The sequence below is a fragment of the Parendozoicomonas sp. 2304DJ65-17 genome (assembly GCF_058148445.1).
This window is the reverse complement of record NZ_JBYVJV010000002.1, coordinates 659,497-676,211: the sequence shown is the minus strand read 5'-3', so window position 1 is coordinate 676,211 and position 16,715 is coordinate 659,497. Positions and strand designations below refer to the sequence as shown.

The 16,715-nt window shown below is 46.2% G+C and carries 16 protein-coding genes; 5 read left to right on the top strand and 11 right to left on the bottom strand.

The genetic code is table 11. The features are described 5' to 3' along the window. Window positions 1-119: 119 nt before the first annotated feature. From ACY2RR_RS08045 to ACY2RR_RS08035, 3 genes are all read right to left on the bottom strand, one after another. Window positions 120-2,861: a hypothetical protein gene (locus ACY2RR_RS08045; RefSeq protein ID WP_490107626.1), complete on the bottom strand. Its 2,742-nt coding sequence runs from the start codon at window positions 2,859-2,861 to the stop codon at window positions 120-122. Window positions 2,862-3,032: 171 nt separating this feature from the next. Continuing rightward, a complete protein-coding gene (pssA, locus tag ACY2RR_RS08040) occupies window positions 3,033-4,379 on the bottom strand; it encodes a CDP-diacylglycerol--serine O-phosphatidyltransferase (protein WP_490107625.1) in 1,347 nt (448 codons plus the stop codon). A gap of 268 nt (window positions 4,380-4,647) precedes the next feature. Then, window positions 4,648-5,877 carry an OprO/OprP family phosphate-selective porin gene (locus ACY2RR_RS08035; RefSeq protein WP_490107624.1) on the bottom strand — a complete coding sequence of 410 codons (1,230 nt, stop codon included), beginning with the start codon at window positions 5,875-5,877 and terminating at the stop codon, window positions 4,648-4,650. 391 nt (window positions 5,878-6,268) lie between these two features. Between ACY2RR_RS08035 and ACY2RR_RS08030 the strand changes: the two genes are divergently transcribed. Continuing rightward, entirely contained in the window at window positions 6,269-6,436 is a 168-nt protein-coding gene (locus ACY2RR_RS08030; RefSeq protein WP_490107623.1) for a hypothetical protein, read from the top strand. Window positions 6,437-6,497: 61 nt separating this feature from the next. On the opposite strand, the gene ACY2RR_RS08025 is transcribed toward ACY2RR_RS08030, so the two are convergent. Genes ACY2RR_RS08025 through ACY2RR_RS08015 form a run of 3 tightly spaced genes read right to left on the bottom strand, consistent with a single transcriptional unit; the run spans window position 6,498 to window position 8,851 of the window. Further along, window positions 6,498-7,640, bottom strand: coding sequence for an NAD(P)/FAD-dependent oxidoreductase (locus ACY2RR_RS08025; RefSeq protein WP_490107622.1), 1,143 nt, complete (start codon window positions 7,638-7,640; stop codon window positions 6,498-6,500). 53 nt (window positions 7,641-7,693) lie between these two features. Beyond that, window positions 7,694-7,861, bottom strand: a complete 168-nt coding sequence (rd, locus tag ACY2RR_RS08020; protein ID WP_490107621.1) for a rubredoxin — start codon at window positions 7,859-7,861, stop codon at window positions 7,694-7,696. Window positions 7,862-7,921: 60 nt separating this feature from the next. Beyond that, window positions 7,922-8,851, bottom strand: a complete 930-nt coding sequence (locus ACY2RR_RS08015) for an alpha/beta fold hydrolase (RefSeq protein WP_490107620.1) — start codon at window positions 8,849-8,851, stop codon at window positions 7,922-7,924. A gap of 180 nt (window positions 8,852-9,031) precedes the next feature. On the opposite strand from ACY2RR_RS08015, the gene ACY2RR_RS08010 reads away from it, so the two are divergent. Both ACY2RR_RS08010 and ACY2RR_RS08005 read left to right on the top strand, forming a co-directional pair. Then, window positions 9,032-9,481 (top strand): RDD family protein, encoded by a 450-nt coding sequence (locus ACY2RR_RS08010; RefSeq protein WP_490107619.1) that lies wholly within the window; start codon window positions 9,032-9,034, stop codon window positions 9,479-9,481. 81 nt (window positions 9,482-9,562) lie between these two features. Then, window positions 9,563-10,498: an MBL fold metallo-hydrolase gene (locus ACY2RR_RS08005; protein WP_490107618.1), complete on the top strand. Its 936-nt coding sequence runs from the start codon at window positions 9,563-9,565 to the stop codon at window positions 10,496-10,498. 28 nt (window positions 10,499-10,526) lie between these two features. On the opposite strand, the gene ACY2RR_RS08000 is transcribed toward ACY2RR_RS08005, so the two are convergent. The 3 genes from ACY2RR_RS08000 to ACY2RR_RS07990 all read right to left on the bottom strand — a co-directional run bounded on the left by ACY2RR_RS08000 (window position 10,527) and on the right by ACY2RR_RS07990 (window position 13,126). Then, window positions 10,527-11,288, bottom strand: a complete 762-nt coding sequence (locus tag ACY2RR_RS08000; RefSeq protein ID WP_490107885.1) for an amino acid ABC transporter ATP-binding protein — start codon at window positions 11,286-11,288, stop codon at window positions 10,527-10,529. Then, a complete protein-coding gene (locus ACY2RR_RS07995) occupies window positions 11,278-12,258 on the bottom strand; it encodes an amino acid ABC transporter permease (RefSeq protein WP_490107617.1) in 981 nt (326 codons plus the stop codon). The genes ACY2RR_RS08000 and ACY2RR_RS07995 overlap by 11 nt, the downstream gene beginning before the upstream one ends. Window positions 12,259-12,340: 82 nt before the next feature. Next, on the bottom strand, window positions 12,341-13,126 hold the full coding sequence (locus ACY2RR_RS07990; RefSeq protein WP_490107616.1) for a transporter substrate-binding domain-containing protein: 786 nt from the start codon (window positions 13,124-13,126) through the stop codon (window positions 12,341-12,343). Window positions 13,127-13,421: 295 nt separating this feature from the next. Here ACY2RR_RS07990 and trpB point away from each other — a divergent pair, with 295 nt between their 5' ends. Continuing rightward, entirely contained in the window at window positions 13,422-14,633 is a 1,212-nt protein-coding gene (gene trpB, locus ACY2RR_RS07985; protein WP_490107615.1) for a tryptophan synthase subunit beta, read from the top strand. An 85-nt stretch (window positions 14,634-14,718) separates the two neighbouring features. Here trpB and ACY2RR_RS07980 read toward each other — a convergent pair whose 3' ends face one another. Together ACY2RR_RS07980 and ACY2RR_RS07975 are read right to left on the bottom strand one after the other, a co-directional pair. Further along, window positions 14,719-15,027, bottom strand: a complete 309-nt coding sequence (locus ACY2RR_RS07980) for a hypothetical protein (protein WP_490107614.1) — start codon at window positions 15,025-15,027, stop codon at window positions 14,719-14,721. 38 nt (window positions 15,028-15,065) lie between these two features. Then, complete coding sequence (locus tag ACY2RR_RS07975; protein ID WP_490107613.1) at window positions 15,066-15,467, bottom strand: hypothetical protein; 402 nt, start codon at window positions 15,465-15,467, stop codon at window positions 15,066-15,068. Between the two features lie 393 nt (window positions 15,468-15,860). Between ACY2RR_RS07975 and ACY2RR_RS07970 the strand changes: the two genes are divergently transcribed. Continuing rightward, window positions 15,861-16,700: a hypothetical protein gene (locus ACY2RR_RS07970; RefSeq protein WP_490107612.1), complete on the top strand. Its 840-nt coding sequence runs from the start codon at window positions 15,861-15,863 to the stop codon at window positions 16,698-16,700. Window positions 16,701-16,715: the final 15 nt, after the last annotated feature.

The window sequence follows — 16,715 nt, the reverse complement described above, 5'->3', positions numbered from 1 at the left end:
CCTGATCAGCACAGATCAAATGCGCAGACAGTTTAGAGTGTGTTGAAGGCAATGCTGATGTGAATAATCGTAGAGCCTGAATTCTTTATTCAGACTCTACGACTTATTGTACAACCAGATCAGTTCAGGAAGGACAGCAACCAGGACAATCTGGAAGGGGTGGGCTCAACTTTTCGCTTGGCAAGCTCACCACGAATAAACCAGTCATTGCCTCTCAGCTGGAAATTGTCCCCGCTGACTACACAAAGACCAGGAACCGCACGCTCGGAGAACAGAAGGTTCTGGAAGCACTTTCCGCCCTGCATCTCTGGCTGAGTATCTATAAGAATCTCTTGGCCGATACCGGTTATGACATTCTTGGCACGGAAGCGAATATTCCTTTGGGCAGTCGCATCATCAGGAAGATCCTCAGGGTCCATATTGATTAACCCCAGCTCTGCGCCGGCCATAGTGTAGTAACCATAACTCAGGGCCATCAGCAGCTGCATTTTCGGATCACTGAAATCAAACTCCTTGTACTTTGAAAAAGGTATTTTCTGTACATGAGGAGGTGTCTGATCACTCTCGGTGACGTCATCCCTGCGCATATTCTTCAGCTGAGCTTGCAGGTGCTCTCCGGCAGCCTGACACATGGAAAGAGGAAGCTCTGGGAAGATAGTTTCATCCGCAGCGCCAAATTCTCCCAAAATGCCCTCTTTAAGAATGCTATCAATAGCAGGATTCAACAGCAGCGCCTGACAACCTCTGTAGTTAGCATGCATTTCCTCAGCAGTGAGATCCTCTGGCTTAACAGCATTCAAAACCCGAACAAACGTTTCCGGCGCTTTCAAAGCCAAAGCAGACATCATTGTTTCTTTATAAGGAGAAGTCACCAGTGCTACGTCCTTAACAAACTCTTCCATCGGGCATGGCCCTTCACCGATAAGGCCATTATTTTGAGCCACCTGGAACATAATCTCTTTATGCTCCAAAGGAATGTTTACCGGGCTGTTACGCATCATGTGATCCCGCAACTCTCCCCGCTCTTCATCGCTCATTTTCTTAACATGATCCAGCTTGCAGAACTCCTCAGCACCGAGCATGTTCAAAAGCATTTCGTTGTAGCCACGAGCAACTTCATTTGCTTTCTTATCGGTTTCCAAATCTACACGACGCTTTTTTTCTTCCGCAGAAAAGACCACGCCTTCGATTGTCTGATGACCAATCACTTTGCTCTCAGCAGCCTCTCTCAAGAGTGGACGAGCCTTATCGACAACGACTTCAGGGTTGTAATACTTACGCTTGTTTTTGGTACCACGAGTTTCTGCAACGAGTGTTTCAAACGCTGCTGGTAAAGCTTCCCTTCTCATACGTTCTTGTTCAGAGAACGACATCAGGTAGAACATATCCAGATGACAAACATCACCCTGCTTCATCTGCTCCTGCTTCTCTTCCAGCTCCTGAGTCAGGCGATCAACAAGCTTTTGTTTTTTCTCTATCGACGCCTTCAGGTCACTCAGATCTTCAGCCGGGTCAGACAATCCTTCTTTGAGTTCCAGCTCAGCTTTCTTTTCATCGAGCTTCTTCTGAACTTCAGCAATATCGTTTTTCTTGCCCAGTACAGAGAACATATCTGCATTCATTCCTGCACCCAAAACCAGTTCTGTCAGTTCTTTCTGACTGCTGCAGCCAACAAGATCCTTACTGAAAGCATTCAGTGCGGCAATATTCATTATTCCGCTGATCTGGGTAGCAGACTGCCAGTTGTGCTTGCGCAGGGCTTCACGAACCTGCTGAAGTTTGTTTACCTTCAACGCCATCGCCCGCTTACCACCCTTAATACCAATAAGAGCTTTCTCGATACCTTCCTGATCATTTTCCAGCATGCCGTAGCGCGCCAGCAAATCCACAAGACCATTTCTCAGAATCCGCTGCTGAACAGGTGATACTTTCCCATCACACGCTCTGACAAAACGGCCAACGGCTACGAAATAATCACCCAGAGCAGCAGGCATATCAGCATAATCTTCAACAGCCAAACCGTTCTCAAGAGCAGTTGTCACTTCCTGAGAAACAGTGAGAGGTTCTGCCTGATCAGCTAACCCCTTCTGCGCCAGAGACAACGACATCTCCGGAGACACTTTTGTTCCGCCCATTGCGGTTGGCAAGGAAGCCATCACATTAGCCTGTCGAATACTGGCCATACTCGTTGGCTGATCCATTTCAATCATGGAAACAGGACGCCCACGAACAGTACTTCTGCGATTATGAATCTGCCGCATCGCCAGTGTCAGAGAGTTCTTTGGCATATCTGGATCAGGAAAAGAAGGCGTAGATTGCCTTACATCAAAATGATCATCAGAGTCCGATTCATCAGACGACTCTTCCATATCTGACTCAGAAAACTGTCTGTTATAACCAGGTTCTGCATTGGGTATATCAGTCAATCTGAGTTTTTCTTCCGGATTTATATGACTGAGGGTATCTGGCTGTGTAGGGAGAGGTAGAGATTCCTGCTCCTCTGATAACTGACTCACACTTGTTGAGTGATTATTGATACAGGAAAACGAGGCGCTGCTGACCAAACTTCTTAAACTATCAACGGCGGAAGATAGAGATGCGGGCTCAGATAAAAATGTTGTAAATGATCCTGAAGTTGGAGTTTCTTCGCTTTTATGAACTTTAGCGGTTCTCTCATGTACGTCTTGTGTTGCAGGAGATGTGGTGGCTTTTGAGTTACCCTGAACATAGGTTTTAAAGCCGGAAAGCATTGAAGCAACTGCTTTATATCCCAGATAAGGTACATACGTGAGCAGTTTTCCCGTATAGGAACCGTTTCCAGCAAAATATCCGGCGGGGTTTATTACGCGTAAAAAATCCATTTTCTATCTCCCTGACATCCAATCCATAGACTGTTAATTGAGACAGAAACGCCCGGCGACAGTTCACAAAAACATAGAAATAAGAATAAAGTCTTTATTAATTAGATAGTTACAAACCCCAAAGAAGGCTCCTCAGGGTTTGGAATCAACGCAGGTATAAGGAAGTGATCTTCAGATAATCTTGCGGATCAGGACATGGGCTTTCAGCTTACGGAGCCGGCCAATAAGCCTTTGCACCTCATCAGGATAATCACTCACTTTTTGAATCTGGCGGTAATTATCTATGCGGGTCGCATTAGCAAGAATCAGGTTTTGCTCGTTCTGAAAAGCATCACGAAGCTTGTGCTCACGATCCTGAACAAGAATTCCGTTCTCAAGATCCAGCCCCCAGGCCCGTGGATTCAAATTGCTGCCGGTAATCATCGCCAGCTCATCGTCCACGTACAGCCCCTTCAGGTGGTAACTATTATTGTCATCTTTCCACAACATCAGGTTCAGTAACCCTGAAGAGATATCAGACTGATGCTTACGGGCAAAAGAACGCAAACTGTCTTCATACAGATAAGGCAGCCCGCCAATAGTAGAGAAAGACTCTTCCGGTGGAATATAAAAGTCGTTGGCTGTTTTATCGCCAACAACAATTGTGACCTTAACGCCACGTTTCAGCAGCTGGTTAACATCCTTGGCCACAGCACGGGGAAGATTGAAATACGGCGTACAGATAAATACTTCTTTCTCTGCAGAACGAATCAGGTCACGAATCATTCTGTTCAGCCGATTGCCCCGCGGGCCAATACCACACACAGGTGTCAGGCCAACCGGCCCCTCTCCAGCTGCCGGAGTAAAGTTATACACTGCACTGCGCATGGTTTTACGAAATCGGCGCACGCTTAGTTTTAACTGGCGTCGAAGGAACTGACCATCAAAGTTCAGTCTCTGCACAGCAGGGTGTTTGCAGAAGTAGGTATCAATAAACCCTACAAAACTGTCACTCAGTGCGGGGCTGTGAATTTCGTGGTAACGATCGTAGCGGTATTTGTCATCCTGATGCAGGTACACATCATTAATGCTGGCACCGGAGTAAAGAATCGTGTCATCGAATACAAATCCTTTCAGGTGGAGAACACCAAAAACTTCGCGGTTTTTTACTGGAACTCCGTGAATACCAATCGGGTACTCGTATTCGGCCGTGATTCGTTTATAGAAATCCCGGTTAGTTTGAGCAGCCTCTTCACCAATTCGCCCTCTCTGGGCACGGTGAAAATCAACAAAAATCTGGATATCGAGAGCAGGCTTGGCCTGGCGAGCTTCGAACAGTGCCCGAAGAATCTCTTCTCCGGCATCATCGGCTTCAAGATACAGCGCAGTCAGATAAATACGCTGAGTCGCCGTTCTGATCAGTTCCAGAAGGCGTTCTTTAAAGCCCCGGGTTGACGTGATAATGCGGTAGTCGGTGGCATCAACTGCAACCTGAGGCAAATTATTTAGTCTTTCCCGATAATACGCAGGTGCAAACATACTTCTGCCTGAAAAAGGTTCCGCGCTACCGGTTTTCTGTAACAGAACAACCGTACACCTTTAAAAAGATGGTGTAACAAACGCAAAAAGCTACCAGAGAAAAGCTCCGGCAAATCGAAACAGCGCACTGTACCAAAAAATATTCAGAGTTGCAGATTTTGTTGGTGTGACACACAAGATAGGACGTTAATACCTGATTCCAGTTTGTTACATAATAAAAAGCCGCTCCGGGGAGGGAACGGCTTTTGGAGCTACGTTCTAAGAGATCTTAGAATACGTACTGGATACGACCAACAACGGCTGTACCATCGTCATTCTTTGCGCCACTGCCATAAACATTGGTTTCGCCAGCAACGTAGTTCAGGCTTGCACGAATGTTTTTAGTAGCGAAGTAGTTAACACCAACTGTATAACTGGAAGCTTCTGCATCCTTATCACCAATAACAGAGGCATTTGCTTCCGCATCAGCTTCAATGTTGGTGTAGCGTGCAAACACTTCCCATTGACCGCCTTTTGGCTTACCAAAGGCACCATTTTTGTAAGAACGCTTACCGCCATCAACCATAAATGAAGCCTGAACGTAGTAACCGTTCAGATCAACATCCGCGTTAGCCTGAACACTATCCTTCACGCTAACTTCACGACTGAAGTACTCACCCTGAAGAAGCGCTGGACCGAACTGGGCAGCACCTTCCAACACCCACTCAGTATCGCTGTCAGATGTAAACTTATTGAACAGGGTCACTTTATTGTTGGTCTTTTTAACACCTACTGTTGTGGTGTTTTTACCAATGCTACCGCCGTTGTCGATGTTGCTGTTGTGATAGTTCGCACCTAAATGTACGAGCATATCATCAGTCATAATAGGGGCGACTGTGGCTCGAATGGTGTACCCCCAGGAATCATCATCAGTATTGTTCTTATCGAACTTATCCAAGTGATGGATACCAGCAACAACAGTGTATTGTTTTTCTTCAACAGACGCCTGAATACCGTACTTGTTATCAGAGTCACCATTCAGCACATCATAAATAGAAGAACGCTCAATTCCTGTAATCCAGGAAGAGCTGACAGAGTTCTCAAGGCCAAAAGTCTGACCAAAGCGGCCTACACGAATTTCAACTGGATCCAGCTGAAGGAAATCAATATAGGCGTTAGACAGCTCCATTTTGTCATCGCCATCGTCATAAGCCAGCTTCAGGGCATACTTGTAGTCTTTGTAAGCCTTACCGCTGAACTTGATCTCACCACGACGGATATAGCCGGTAGTCTTACTCTTGCCATCATTTCCACGATTATAGAGATCATCCATAGAGGCATAATCCCACTGCAGCTTACCACCGATCTTGAAAGAGAAATCACCACTCTCAGTCTTGGCGCTGAAACCACCGTTCTTGGTGCTGATGATGATGTCTTCACCTTCAGTTTTTACTGTTCCAGCCTGAGCATTCATTGCCAGACCAGCGGCAATCGCCAGAGAGATAGCTGTACGCTTCATTAACCCACTCCTTAGTGAACTGTCGTTCTTTTTGTGTGTTGTGTTTGGTTATCACTGCGAGGAGAGAGTTTGGACGGCAAATATTTCAGGCGGGTTATTGTTTTTTGAAGGTTATATGTACGAGAAGTGACACTTTTATTGAAATTAAAAGCATTCTGCGTCGTTTAATTTTGAGAATGCATGCCATATTCCGCACAGTAAAAATAATTATACTAAAGCTCACATTTTCAAACCTAACCCAACAAAAAGAGAGTGTAGTCCCATGTTATTTGCTGAAGACGGAAACGTTCTGAAGGCGTTTGAGGCAAGCATTGCTCAATCGCTGCATGAACGCGAAGAAAAGATTTGCGACACCTGAGACCGCGATCATGTACTGGGGCTCCCGTGGGGAGTGAAGGAGACAATTGCTCCGGATCATGCCGAAGCAGTAAAAGCATTTATCAGCCAGTCAGAAGACAGTGACCTTCTTTTTGACAATCTTAAAGTCCATTTTCTGAAAGGCGGCGTGAAAAACGTAAAAGACAAACATCTGCTGATTTACCGATACCAGCTGGTGTAAATAAAAAAGCCGTGCAGAAATTCATATTTCTACACGGCTTTTCTAATGATGACTCTGTTAATCAAGCCATGATGGCAGGCAACAGCTTATTCAATTTCATACGTTCAGATACAGCGCTGCCAGTTAAAGCATAACCCAGCAGTTCACCGTCTTTCTTATTCAGAATACGTAAACCGCCTTCGGCATTCTCAACATGCCATTCCCCACTATCGTCTGCCGGAGGTGAAACAATAACCGGGCAGGCAGGGGTTTTCACAGTAACAGGCATGGCACCATAAACGACTTCTGTTTCATCGCCAGTCAGGGTTTTAGCCAGAGCTCTGGCACAAGCCATGAGCGGCATAACGTACAGAAGGTTTAAACCATCAACTTCTGCGCAATCTCCAAGGGCGAAGATATCTGAGTCATCAGTTACCAACGTACGATTCACGCAAATACCTTTGTTAACCTGCAGACCCGCTTCTTCAGCCAGGGCAGTACGAGGGCGTAAGCCAATAGCGGAAAGTACAATATCCGCTTCAAGGACATTGCCATTATCCAAAGTCAGATTGATGCCATCGTCCGCCTGATTCACCTCTGTCGCATATTGCTCCAGACAAAACTCTACACCTGTTTCAACCAGTCCAGCCTTTACAGCATCAGCCGCAGCGGATGGTAAAAGTCCGGGCATGACTAATGATGACGGTGCAATAACAGTCACTTCATAGCCACCAGTGCGCAGGTCATTGGCAAATTCACAGCCAATCAGTCCAGCACCCAGAATGGCAACCTTGCCAGATTCTGGCAGAGCTTTTCTGAACTTGTCGTAGTCCTGCAGATCATTCACAGAAAAGACTTTGTCGAGAGCATCTCCACTTACAGGCGGATCTATAGTTTCGGCTCCCATCGCCAGAACCAGCTTGCTGTAAGACTCTTCCAAACCATTATTAAGCAAAAGACGCTTACCGGCACGGTCTATGGAATCAATCAGTGTAGAGGTGAGAATACGTGCATTCAGCTGCTCAGCCATAACTTCAGGCGACTGCATAGCCAGACCATCAGCATCTTTATTTTTGGCAAAGCCAGTAGAGAGCATGGGCTTAGAGTAATTACGCCCATCATCGGATGTGATGAGTACAAGAGGAGTCTGACTATCCAGCTTGCGGAATTCCCGGGCAAGGGTATAACCCGCCAGCCCAGTGCCAACAATGACTATCGGGTCCATGAGAGCCTATCCAGTATTTATTATTGTTGTGGGAGATTCAGGTGTAAGGGCAATCAGCCAACTTCAACCATTTCAAAATCGTCTTTACCAACACCGCAGTCGGGGCAGAGCCAGTCTTCAGGTACATCTTCCCAAGCGGTTCCAGGCTCTATGCCATCTTCCGGCCAACCTTCAGCTTCATCGTAAATAAAACCGCAAACAATACATTGCCACTTTTTCATACTACACAGCTCCAATACTGCGAGAAATTTTTGGTTCTTGTTATCTCAGGCGAAGCCAGTCTACCTTATTTTTTCTTCCTGAAAAGCCTCACCCTGAAAAGCTTTTTCTGACTGCCCCGCATGGTCAAGAATCATAGACGTTAGAGAAGGCGCCAACTGTTCAGGGAAGTCATGCCCCATCCCAGGCACTTCGTGATAAGTCGCTCCGGGAATCTGTTCTGCCAGATGCCGCCCACACTCCACTGGCACAAGACGATCAGCACCGCCATGAATAACCAGTGAAGGAACCTGAACCCCCTGCACCATTCTGGTTCTGTCCCCTGAAGCCATAATTGCGGCCATATGGCGCATATAGCCAGACGCAGACACACCACGCTTATGGATTCCATAAACATATTCATACAGTGGCTGATCTGCAGTCGGGTAATCAGGGCTTCCGATAACCTTCCAGGTTTTCATGCCATGACGTACCAAACCTTCCGGACTTCTGTCCTTTGGCTTTTGAATCAGTCGCCACTGCACAGAGAGTGGCGGCCCGGGCAGATGTCTTGCGCCGGTACTGGTCATAATGGCGGACAGTGAAGTGATCCGCTCAGGGTATTGCGCCGCCAGAATCTGCCCAATCATTCCTCCCATAGAGGCTCCAACCACATGGGCCTTAGAAATATTAAGGGCATCCAGCACGCCGATGGCATCCATAGCCATATCGTTGAGGGTATAGCCTGCAGAAATACGTTTTTTCAACAGGGAAGCCAGGGCAAGATCTTTCAGGGATGGTAACGGGAAGCCTTTCATCGGCGAGGATTCACCAACATCCCGATTATCAATCAAAAGAACACGCCAGCCAGCATCTATCATGGGTTGCCAGTAGCTCCGGGGCCAACCCGTTAAAGGGGTGCCCAGACCATGGATCAGCAGAAAAACCTTTCCGTCAGCCGGGCCATGGTCTTCGTAGGCTATTTCTATGTCATTTATGCTCAGCTTTGGCATCCGGCTTTTACCGTAGAATTCTGTTCACATGACCAATGTTTATAGCACGGGGTTTTAGCGCGCCGATTGTCTGGTGTAACCTCCCGGCTCATCATTACGGCAAAAGACACCGCTTCCCTCTTGCTAACAAAAGGCGAATGCGTAAACTGCCAGACAGGTAATAATACGTAGAAATCAACAATGTCTCGGGATACAACAGAGCAATCAGCTCCTCTGTGGCGCAGACTGGCAGCCATGGTTTACGACACATTTCTGGTGATGGCCATGGTGATGGTGATTTCCGGGCTGTACCACGCCATTGTGAATAACTGGCTGCTGGGGCGGGAAGACGCGCCTATGGGCTTCAACCCTTTTCTGGGTTCCATTCTGACCTTTGTAATCTTTTTCTTTTTTGCCCACTTCTGGGGGAAGAATGGCCAGACTCTGGGTATGCAGGCCTGGAGATTAAAAGTACGCAGCTGTGAAACAGGCAGAAATCCTACTCTGACTCAAAGCCTGCTGCGGTTCATGGTGGCTATTCCCGCACTGGGGCTGGCGGGCCTGGGAATGTTCTGGATGCTGATTGATCAGGATAAAAAGACCTGGCACGACCGCTATTCCATGACTGAAGTTATTCTTCTTCCCAAGTAATTATCCTTGTTTGCCGCCAACATGGCGGCAAACACTCTCAATACCTAAACTCCCCAGCTTTTACCAGAACATACAAACTTTATGGGTAAAAGACGTCAGCTTTTCGTGCACCTCTGCGCGCTACTTTCACTTTTCTTTTTTGAAATTGTTCAGGCCAGAACACAGGTTGTTATTCTGGGCACAGGCACCCCGGTTCCTGACTACACACGTTCTGGGCCATCTGTGGCGGTTATTTATAACAATGAGGCTTATGTTTTTGATGCCGGTGGAGGGATGGTTCAGAAAGCTATTGAAGCCTCTCAAAGAAAAGATATTGCTGCACTTTACCCAACCCGGATAAAGCATCTGTTTCTTACCCATCTTCACAGCGATCATGTTTTGGATGTTCCAGAACTTGCAGCAACTTACTGGTGGCGACGATCTGAACCTATCAATCTTTACGGACCAACAGGTTCCAAGACTCTTGCTGAAGGTTATTACATGATGCTGTCCGCAGATATATCTCTTCGCACACAAGGGTTTCAGCCGATAATACATCCGGATTATTACCGTATGAATGTGCAGGAACACTCTTCTGGAGGGTGGCGAATTCAGGATAAAGAAGTACTTATTGAAGCCTTCGATGTACTCCACGGAGATATCCAGCCCGCCTTCGGCTACAGAGTGACAACACCGGACAAAGTAATTGTTATCAGCGGAGATACAACCTACAGCCCGATTGTTGAGCAAATGGCCAAAGGTGCAGACATACTGATTCACGAAGTGATCAGTGAAGAAGGGTTAGCAGGATTGAGTGAACAGTGGCAGGAGTATCTGGGAGCCAGCCATACAACTACCAGCCAGTTGGCCAAACTGGCAAACAACGCCCAACCGAAGCTTTTAGTTCTTACTCACGTCCTTCACTATAAAGCTCCTGTTGAAAGTGCCTTGCATGAAGTTCAGAGATATTATTCAGGAAAAGTAGTGTTAGGAGAGGATCTGGATATTTTTGATATAGAAGAACAAACCACTAGATGAATAATCATCCAGTGGTTTTTAATAACATTTAAAGAACCTGACTCAAAAACTGCTGCAAACGTTCCGATTTAGGTTGGGAGAAGAAAGCTTCAGGCGTATCTTCTACAACCAACTCGCCACTTTCCATAAACATCACCCGATCTGCTACTTCCCGAGCAAAGCCCATTTCATGGGTCACCACAACCATGGTCATTCCGTGGTGAGCCAGAGATTTCATAACATCCAGAACTTCACCCACCATTTCCGGATCAAGAGCACTGGTTGGCTCGTCAAACAGCATAATCTTTGGTCGCATCGCCAGAGCACGGGCAATAGCAACACGTTGCTGTTGCCCTCCAGAAAGCTGTGATGGATAGCTGCCAGCTTTGTCTGATAGCCCCACTCTCAAAAGCAACTCTTTCGCACGGTCTTCTGCTTCCTGACGTTTTAAGCCCCGCACCTTCATCGGTGCCAGGCATAAGTTATCCAGCACAGTCAGATGCGAGAAAAGGTTAAACGACTGGAACACCATGCCAATCTCTTCCCGCAGCTTGTTCACATCTCCGGGAGTGGTCAGCGAAATACCATCAACAACAATTTCACCGTCGTTTATGGTTTCCAGCTGGTTCAGGGTTCTGAGAAAAGTGGATTTCCCGGAACCACTCGGGCCGACAATCACCACAACCTCTCCGGCTTTTACACTGGCACTGACGTTTTTTAACGCATGCACACCACCGGGATAGATTTTCTCAACATTGCTCGCTTCGATAATGGTGTCTTTGGAAGCGGCAACAAAAGCCTCATCTTGCATTTGCATATTTCCGCTCCAGCTTACGCACTACAAAAGAAAGAACACCGGTAAGAACCAGATACAGCAAAGCAACGCTGAACCAGACTTCGAAGGGGCTAAAGGTTGAGCTGACCACTTCTCGCCCGGCTTTAGTAAGGTCAGTAATAGAAATTACAGATACCAGAGAAGAGTCTTTAATCAAGTTAATAAACTGCCCAGCTAAGGGAGGAAGAACCCGCTTAAACGCTTGAGGTAAAATAATATCCCGCATGGTTTGGCCGTAAGTCATGCCAAGGCTGCGGCCAGCTTCCATCTGCCCACTGTGAATAGATTCAATGCCGGAACGAACAATTTCCGCAACATAAGCGCCGGTAAAAACAGCAAGAGCAATAACACCAGCGGTAAAACGATCCAGATCAAGCACAGTGCCAATAAAGAAATAAACAATAAAGATCTGAACCAGCAGGGGCGTACCACGAATCAATTCAACATACAGCGTGGCAAAATCCCGCAACATAGGATTTGGAGAAATTTTCGCCAGCCCAGCCAGAGTGCCAAGAATAATTGCCAGAACACCGGCATAGAGTGACAACTCTACTGTGACGACAACCCCTTTAAGAATCGGTCCAATAGTCCATTCTGAACTGTAACCGAGGGAGTCTCCTTCAAAAACCAGATCACCATCTGATACGGAGATAACTTCAAGATTTTCTATAACGATGAACTGATCACGATCCAGTTCATTTTCTAACTTTAGTTTTGCACCTTCTGCAACCACTTCTCCATCAAAGGGAGCATTCAGGTGATTCTCAGCGTCATAAACAAAATACTGCGGCAGCCGTTCCCAGCGCCATGTGTAATCAATGGACTGTGATGCTTTATAAAATCCGACGGAGATCGCCAGAACAATCAGGACAAACAGGCCATGCCACAGCAGCGCATTGGGTTGGCGCTCCATCTGTTTGACATGGTTTTCAATTCTTTTCGACACGCATAACTTCCCGCGTTGAATTGGTTCGATACTCCGGATGGATCACACCCGGAGCATGAATCTGAAATGACTCGCGCAGGAATTACTTCAGAGTGGACAACCAGCGATCGGATTCAAACCACTTGGCATAGATGCGATCGTAAGTACCGTCACCTTTGGTCTGGCGCAGGAAGTTGTTCAGCCAGTTAACAAAATCGGCATCGCCCTTACGTACAGCCCAGGCCAGTGGCTCATAGGTGAATGGCTCTTTAATAAAGGCCACTTTGTCTTCGTTCTGGGAAGCAAAGATGGAGTTGTATGGCAGGTCGTAAACAAATGCGTCCAGCTTACCGTTCAGAACTTCCAGCTTGGCATCGTCCTGGGTTTCAAACTCAAAGATTTCTGCTTTCGGGAAGAAACGCTTGGCAGCTTCGTGGCCAGTAGTACCCAGCTTAACAGCCAGTTTATAAGTGTCATCATTCAAGTCGCGAGGCTTGTTAACCGCATCGGCCAGTTCTTTACGCATAACAACACTCTGGCCAATCACGATATATGGATCAGCAAAGTTCACACGCAGGTTACGCTGTGGAGTAACAGTCATACCGCCCATGATGATATCGAACTTATCAGTCAGCAGTGCGGGAATAATTCCATCCCAGGCGGTGTTCACAAATTCAACTTTCACGCCCATGGCCTTTGCCATCTGCTTGGCAAAGTCAACGTCAAAGCCGATGTACTCACCTTTCTTATTGACCATTTCGAAAGGCTGGTAGCCAGCATCAAAGCCTACACGGAGAGTGCCGCGATCAAGAATATTATCGAGAGTTCCGGCAAATGCCGTGCTTATAAAAGCGAACGATGCCAGAAGGGCAACAAAAAACTTTTTCATTTTTAAAAGACTCTACTGCTGTAGTTATATGTTTTTAAATATAAGAATATTATTTTTCGAAATATCAAACGCCAATCGGCCTTTAAACAGAAAAATTCTTCGAAAATCCTTATAAGACAGTGGCAATATACCGAAAAGCCGCACACCAGCAAAGGGCACGCATGGGAAATGCACCACTTTTGCACATTCGTACATCGTGGCATGATCCAACTATCGGGAATAACAAACACGACAATATGTCCATTTCATATTCATAGGACATGAACAGAAAGCCAGACAATGTCAGGGGGACAAAATGGCAGACAAAAAATTTACAGAATTTGCGCCCATGCCCAATGCAGAAGGCTACTTTGGTGAATACGGCGGAAGCCTGATACCAGAGCAGCTTCTCGAAGTGATGCAAGAGATCGACAAGGCATATCAGGACATTCGACAAACACCTGAATTCAAAAAAGAACTTCAGGAGCTTCACAAATACTATGTTGGCCGCCCTAGCCCACTTTATTTCGCCAAACGTCTTACCGAACATTGCGGTGGCGCAAAAATCTATCTGAAGCGTGAAGACCTGAATCACACAGGTGCCCATAAAATTAATCACAGCCTGGGTGAAGCGTTGCTGGCAAAACACATGGGTAAAACTCGTGTGATCGCAGAAACCGGCGCTGGCCAACACGGTGTTGCCATGGCAACAGCCTGTTCACTGGTGGGAATTGATTGTGAAATTCATATGGGTGAAATCGACATTGCCAAAGAAGCGCCTAATGTTGTGAAGATGAAAATTCTTGGCGCCAAGGTCGTCTCTGTAACCCGTGGCACCAAGACCCTGAAAGACGCGGTAGACAGTGCTTTCGAAGAATATATGAAAGATACCGAAAGTACCCTTTACGCCATTGGCTCTGTGGTTGGCCCGCACCCCTTCCCAATGATGGTTCGTGACTTCCAACAGGTGATTGGAGAAGAAGCCCGCGATCAGATTCAGGAACTGGAAGGCCGTTTGCCAGATGCACTGGTAGCCTGTGTTGGCGGCGGCAGTAATGCCATGGGTTTGTTTACAGCCTTTCTGAATGATTCTGATGTCAGCATTTATGGCGTAGAACCGGCCGGAAAAGGTTTGGATACACCGGATCATGCCGCCACTCTTACCCTTGGTAAGCCAGGCGCTGTTCATGGTTTTAAATGCTATGTGCTGCAAGATGAACAAGGCGAGCCTCTGCCAGTTCACTCCATTGCTTCCGGACTGGATTACCCAGGCGTTGGCCCTCAGCATTCTTACCTGAAAGATGTTGGCCGTGTGGAATATGTGAGCGCGACGGATGATGAATGTTTGGATGCCTTTATGACCCTGTCCCGCAAGGAAGGCATTATTCCTGCACTGGAAAGTTCCCATGCTCTGGCTGGTGCAATGCGTCTGGCGAAAGAACTCGGGCCTGAGAAAGTCATTGTCGTAAACCTGAGTGGACGAGGTGATAAGGATGCTGAGTATGTAGCTGACAAACTTGGGTTATAGTCGTTTTTTGTCACTGTCACTTCATGTCAGAAGCCTGCTGTTAGCAGCAGGCTTCTGACATGCGACCAAATTCTTCAGATGATCGTTAATGACCTTTGTATTTAGTCAATACTTCAAGATACTCATCAGGAATATCAGTACGACCAAAATGTTCCATCAAAATACGCTCCTTAACTAAGGCATCTATATGTGAATATTTTGGCTTTTTATGAAAAGTCACATTTACCCTGGCTTGCGGAGAACTGACTTTAAAGTGAAAGTCTTGGCAACGACTAGCCAGATCTACCTCTGCCTTCCTTAGTATTGCAACCTTATTCATCAGCGGAGCATCATCCTTTTCAGATTCAGCTACATCTTTAGCCATCTTTTCTAACAGAGCTTCAACAGTTTTCATCTCTTCTTCCAAACGCCTGTATTCCGCCTGCTTGGCTTCTATTGACTTCTTTCCTCATTCAAACTTTCAATAAGTGAGGCATCTCCTGTATCAGCCGCTTGAATTTGGCTTTTTATATTCAGTAATGAACGATCCAGCTTATTTTTGTCTTCAAGAAATTTTGAGTGAGTCTCAGCCATGCTTTTTTTAATATTTCTTACATGAACGCACGCATGTATGAGAGGGTTAACCAAATACATATAAGAGCTTTCTGGCTCTTTTTTGCAACACAACCTGGATAGAATATTTCTGAAAGCCGGGCAGCTATCGCTGATTTTATCCGCCAGATACGATACTGCACTTGTTACGTGACTCCATCCTGTCTTTAAACATCTACTTAAATCTTCCATTGCTCCTCTCAGAGCTGATGGAACCTGAAATCCATTTCCGATTCTGTTCATGGCAAGCTTCCTGTATATCAATATTTATGCCTGAAACTTATGGCAGGATTGATAAGTGCTCTATGCAACTATCGTCTTTGTTCCCTCTGAGAAACTATTAAACTTTGGTTGCAATACTGCCTAATCCAATTCCCAATGATGGCTCGTGACTTCCAGTCAGGTGATTAGAGAAGAAGTTTGAGAAGGTCATCGTTGCAGATCCAGGTGAACGCGATGACAAAGATGCTGAAAACTTTGCAGATAAGGCAAGTCTATAAAATTCACTTATAGTTCGCCCTGCTGCCAAAGCCTGCCAACTCCAGCAGGCTTTATCTATTAGACCAATGTCTTATTACTTTGGTCTATATCTCTGTTTTAACCTTCCACCAAATTTTGACCAAGGAAGGTACTCTCATGGCAACATCAATGGATCGCACAGGGTCTCAACACACTACTCCACGAAACTTTGCAGAAGGATTTCGCCAACACGAAAACAAACTAGCAGTTATGAACAGCTACCGTGTGAATGTTTTGCGATGTATTCCGGATTTTTCAGAAATAAGAGGATCAGCAGGCGTTGGCTTGATTACAGGTGGCCTGACCGTAATAGGTGTGAAGGCCGTAGCCAGAGTTGTAAGAGCTGTGCCAGGAAAAATCTGGACTATAGGATTACCGCTGGCAGTTGGAGCAACTCTCATGCTTGTTGATCTGAGGGGTAAATACAATGATCACCGCTGCAGTGAAATCTCCTCCTCTCTACAAAGGAAGTTGGCACGCCTAGATGATCGGTTGATTAATCTCAACAAATTTCAACAGGCTTTGAGCAAAGGAGACCTGCAAAAGGTTAGCGACCTCTTATACCTAATTGACCAGTGTGGTTTCACTGAGCAAGAGATTGACGAATTCACAAAGATACTACGCTCAACCTTTACATGTGAAGAGAGCATGGTTGCTCAAAAGTCTATTTTAAAAGAAACAAAGCACGACGCAGATAAATATATTAATGATGTATATCAACAATACGTCGAGCCAGGCCGACTCTTCGAATACTGCCAAAGGCAGAGCAGAAGCAGGGGCATAACGCAGACCGCACGAAGGAACATATATCACGCCGTCAAAGCTTATAAAGATAATGAAGGTAGATACCAAAGAAACTGCGAGCGGCTAACGCAGATGCTGGCAGATAAAAGTGAACGGTACACGACAATGAAAGAGCAGTTCAGCAAAGATCTTTCAGCACTGTCAGTCAATTAACCTAAGAAAAAGGGC

Bases quoted from the DNA above. Each gene is read 5' to 3' on its own strand.
- ACY2RR_RS08045 (WP_490107626.1), bottom strand. From the start codon at position 2,861: ATGGATTTTTTACGCGTAATAAACCCCGCCGGATATTTTGCTGGAAAC.
- pssA (WP_490107625.1), bottom strand. From the start codon at position 4,379: ATGTTTGCACCTGCGTATTATCGGGAAAGACTAAATAATTTGCCTCAG.
- ACY2RR_RS08035 (WP_490107624.1), bottom strand. From the start codon at position 5,877: ATGAAGCGTACAGCTATCTCTCTGGCGATTGCCGCTGGTCTGGCAATG.
- ACY2RR_RS08025 (WP_490107622.1), bottom strand. From the start codon at position 7,640: ATGGACCCGATAGTCATTGTTGGCACTGGGCTGGCGGGTTATACCCTT.
- rd (WP_490107621.1), bottom strand. From the start codon at position 7,861: ATGAAAAAGTGGCAATGTATTGTTTGCGGTTTTATTTACGATGAAGCT.
- ACY2RR_RS08015 (WP_490107620.1), bottom strand. From the start codon at position 8,851: ATGCCAAAGCTGAGCATAAATGACATAGAAATAGCCTACGAAGACCAT.
- ACY2RR_RS08010 (WP_490107619.1), top strand. From the start codon at position 9,032: ATGTCTCGGGATACAACAGAGCAATCAGCTCCTCTGTGGCGCAGACTG.
- ACY2RR_RS08005 (WP_490107618.1), top strand. From the start codon at position 9,563: ATGGGTAAAAGACGTCAGCTTTTCGTGCACCTCTGCGCGCTACTTTCA.
- ACY2RR_RS08000 (WP_490107885.1), bottom strand. From the start codon at position 11,288: ATGCAAGATGAGGCTTTTGTTGCCGCTTCCAAAGACACCATTATCGAA.
- ACY2RR_RS07990 (WP_490107616.1), bottom strand. From the start codon at position 13,126: ATGAAAAAGTTTTTTGTTGCCCTTCTGGCATCGTTCGCTTTTATAAGC.
- trpB (WP_490107615.1), top strand. From the start codon at position 13,422: ATGGCAGACAAAAAATTTACAGAATTTGCGCCCATGCCCAATGCAGAA.
- ACY2RR_RS07980 (WP_490107614.1), bottom strand. From the start codon at position 15,027: ATGAAAACTGTTGAAGCTCTGTTAGAAAAGATGGCTAAAGATGTAGCT.
- ACY2RR_RS07975 (WP_490107613.1), bottom strand. From the start codon at position 15,467: ATGAACAGAATCGGAAATGGATTTCAGGTTCCATCAGCTCTGAGAGGA.
- ACY2RR_RS07970 (WP_490107612.1), top strand. From the start codon at position 15,861: ATGGCAACATCAATGGATCGCACAGGGTCTCAACACACTACTCCACGA.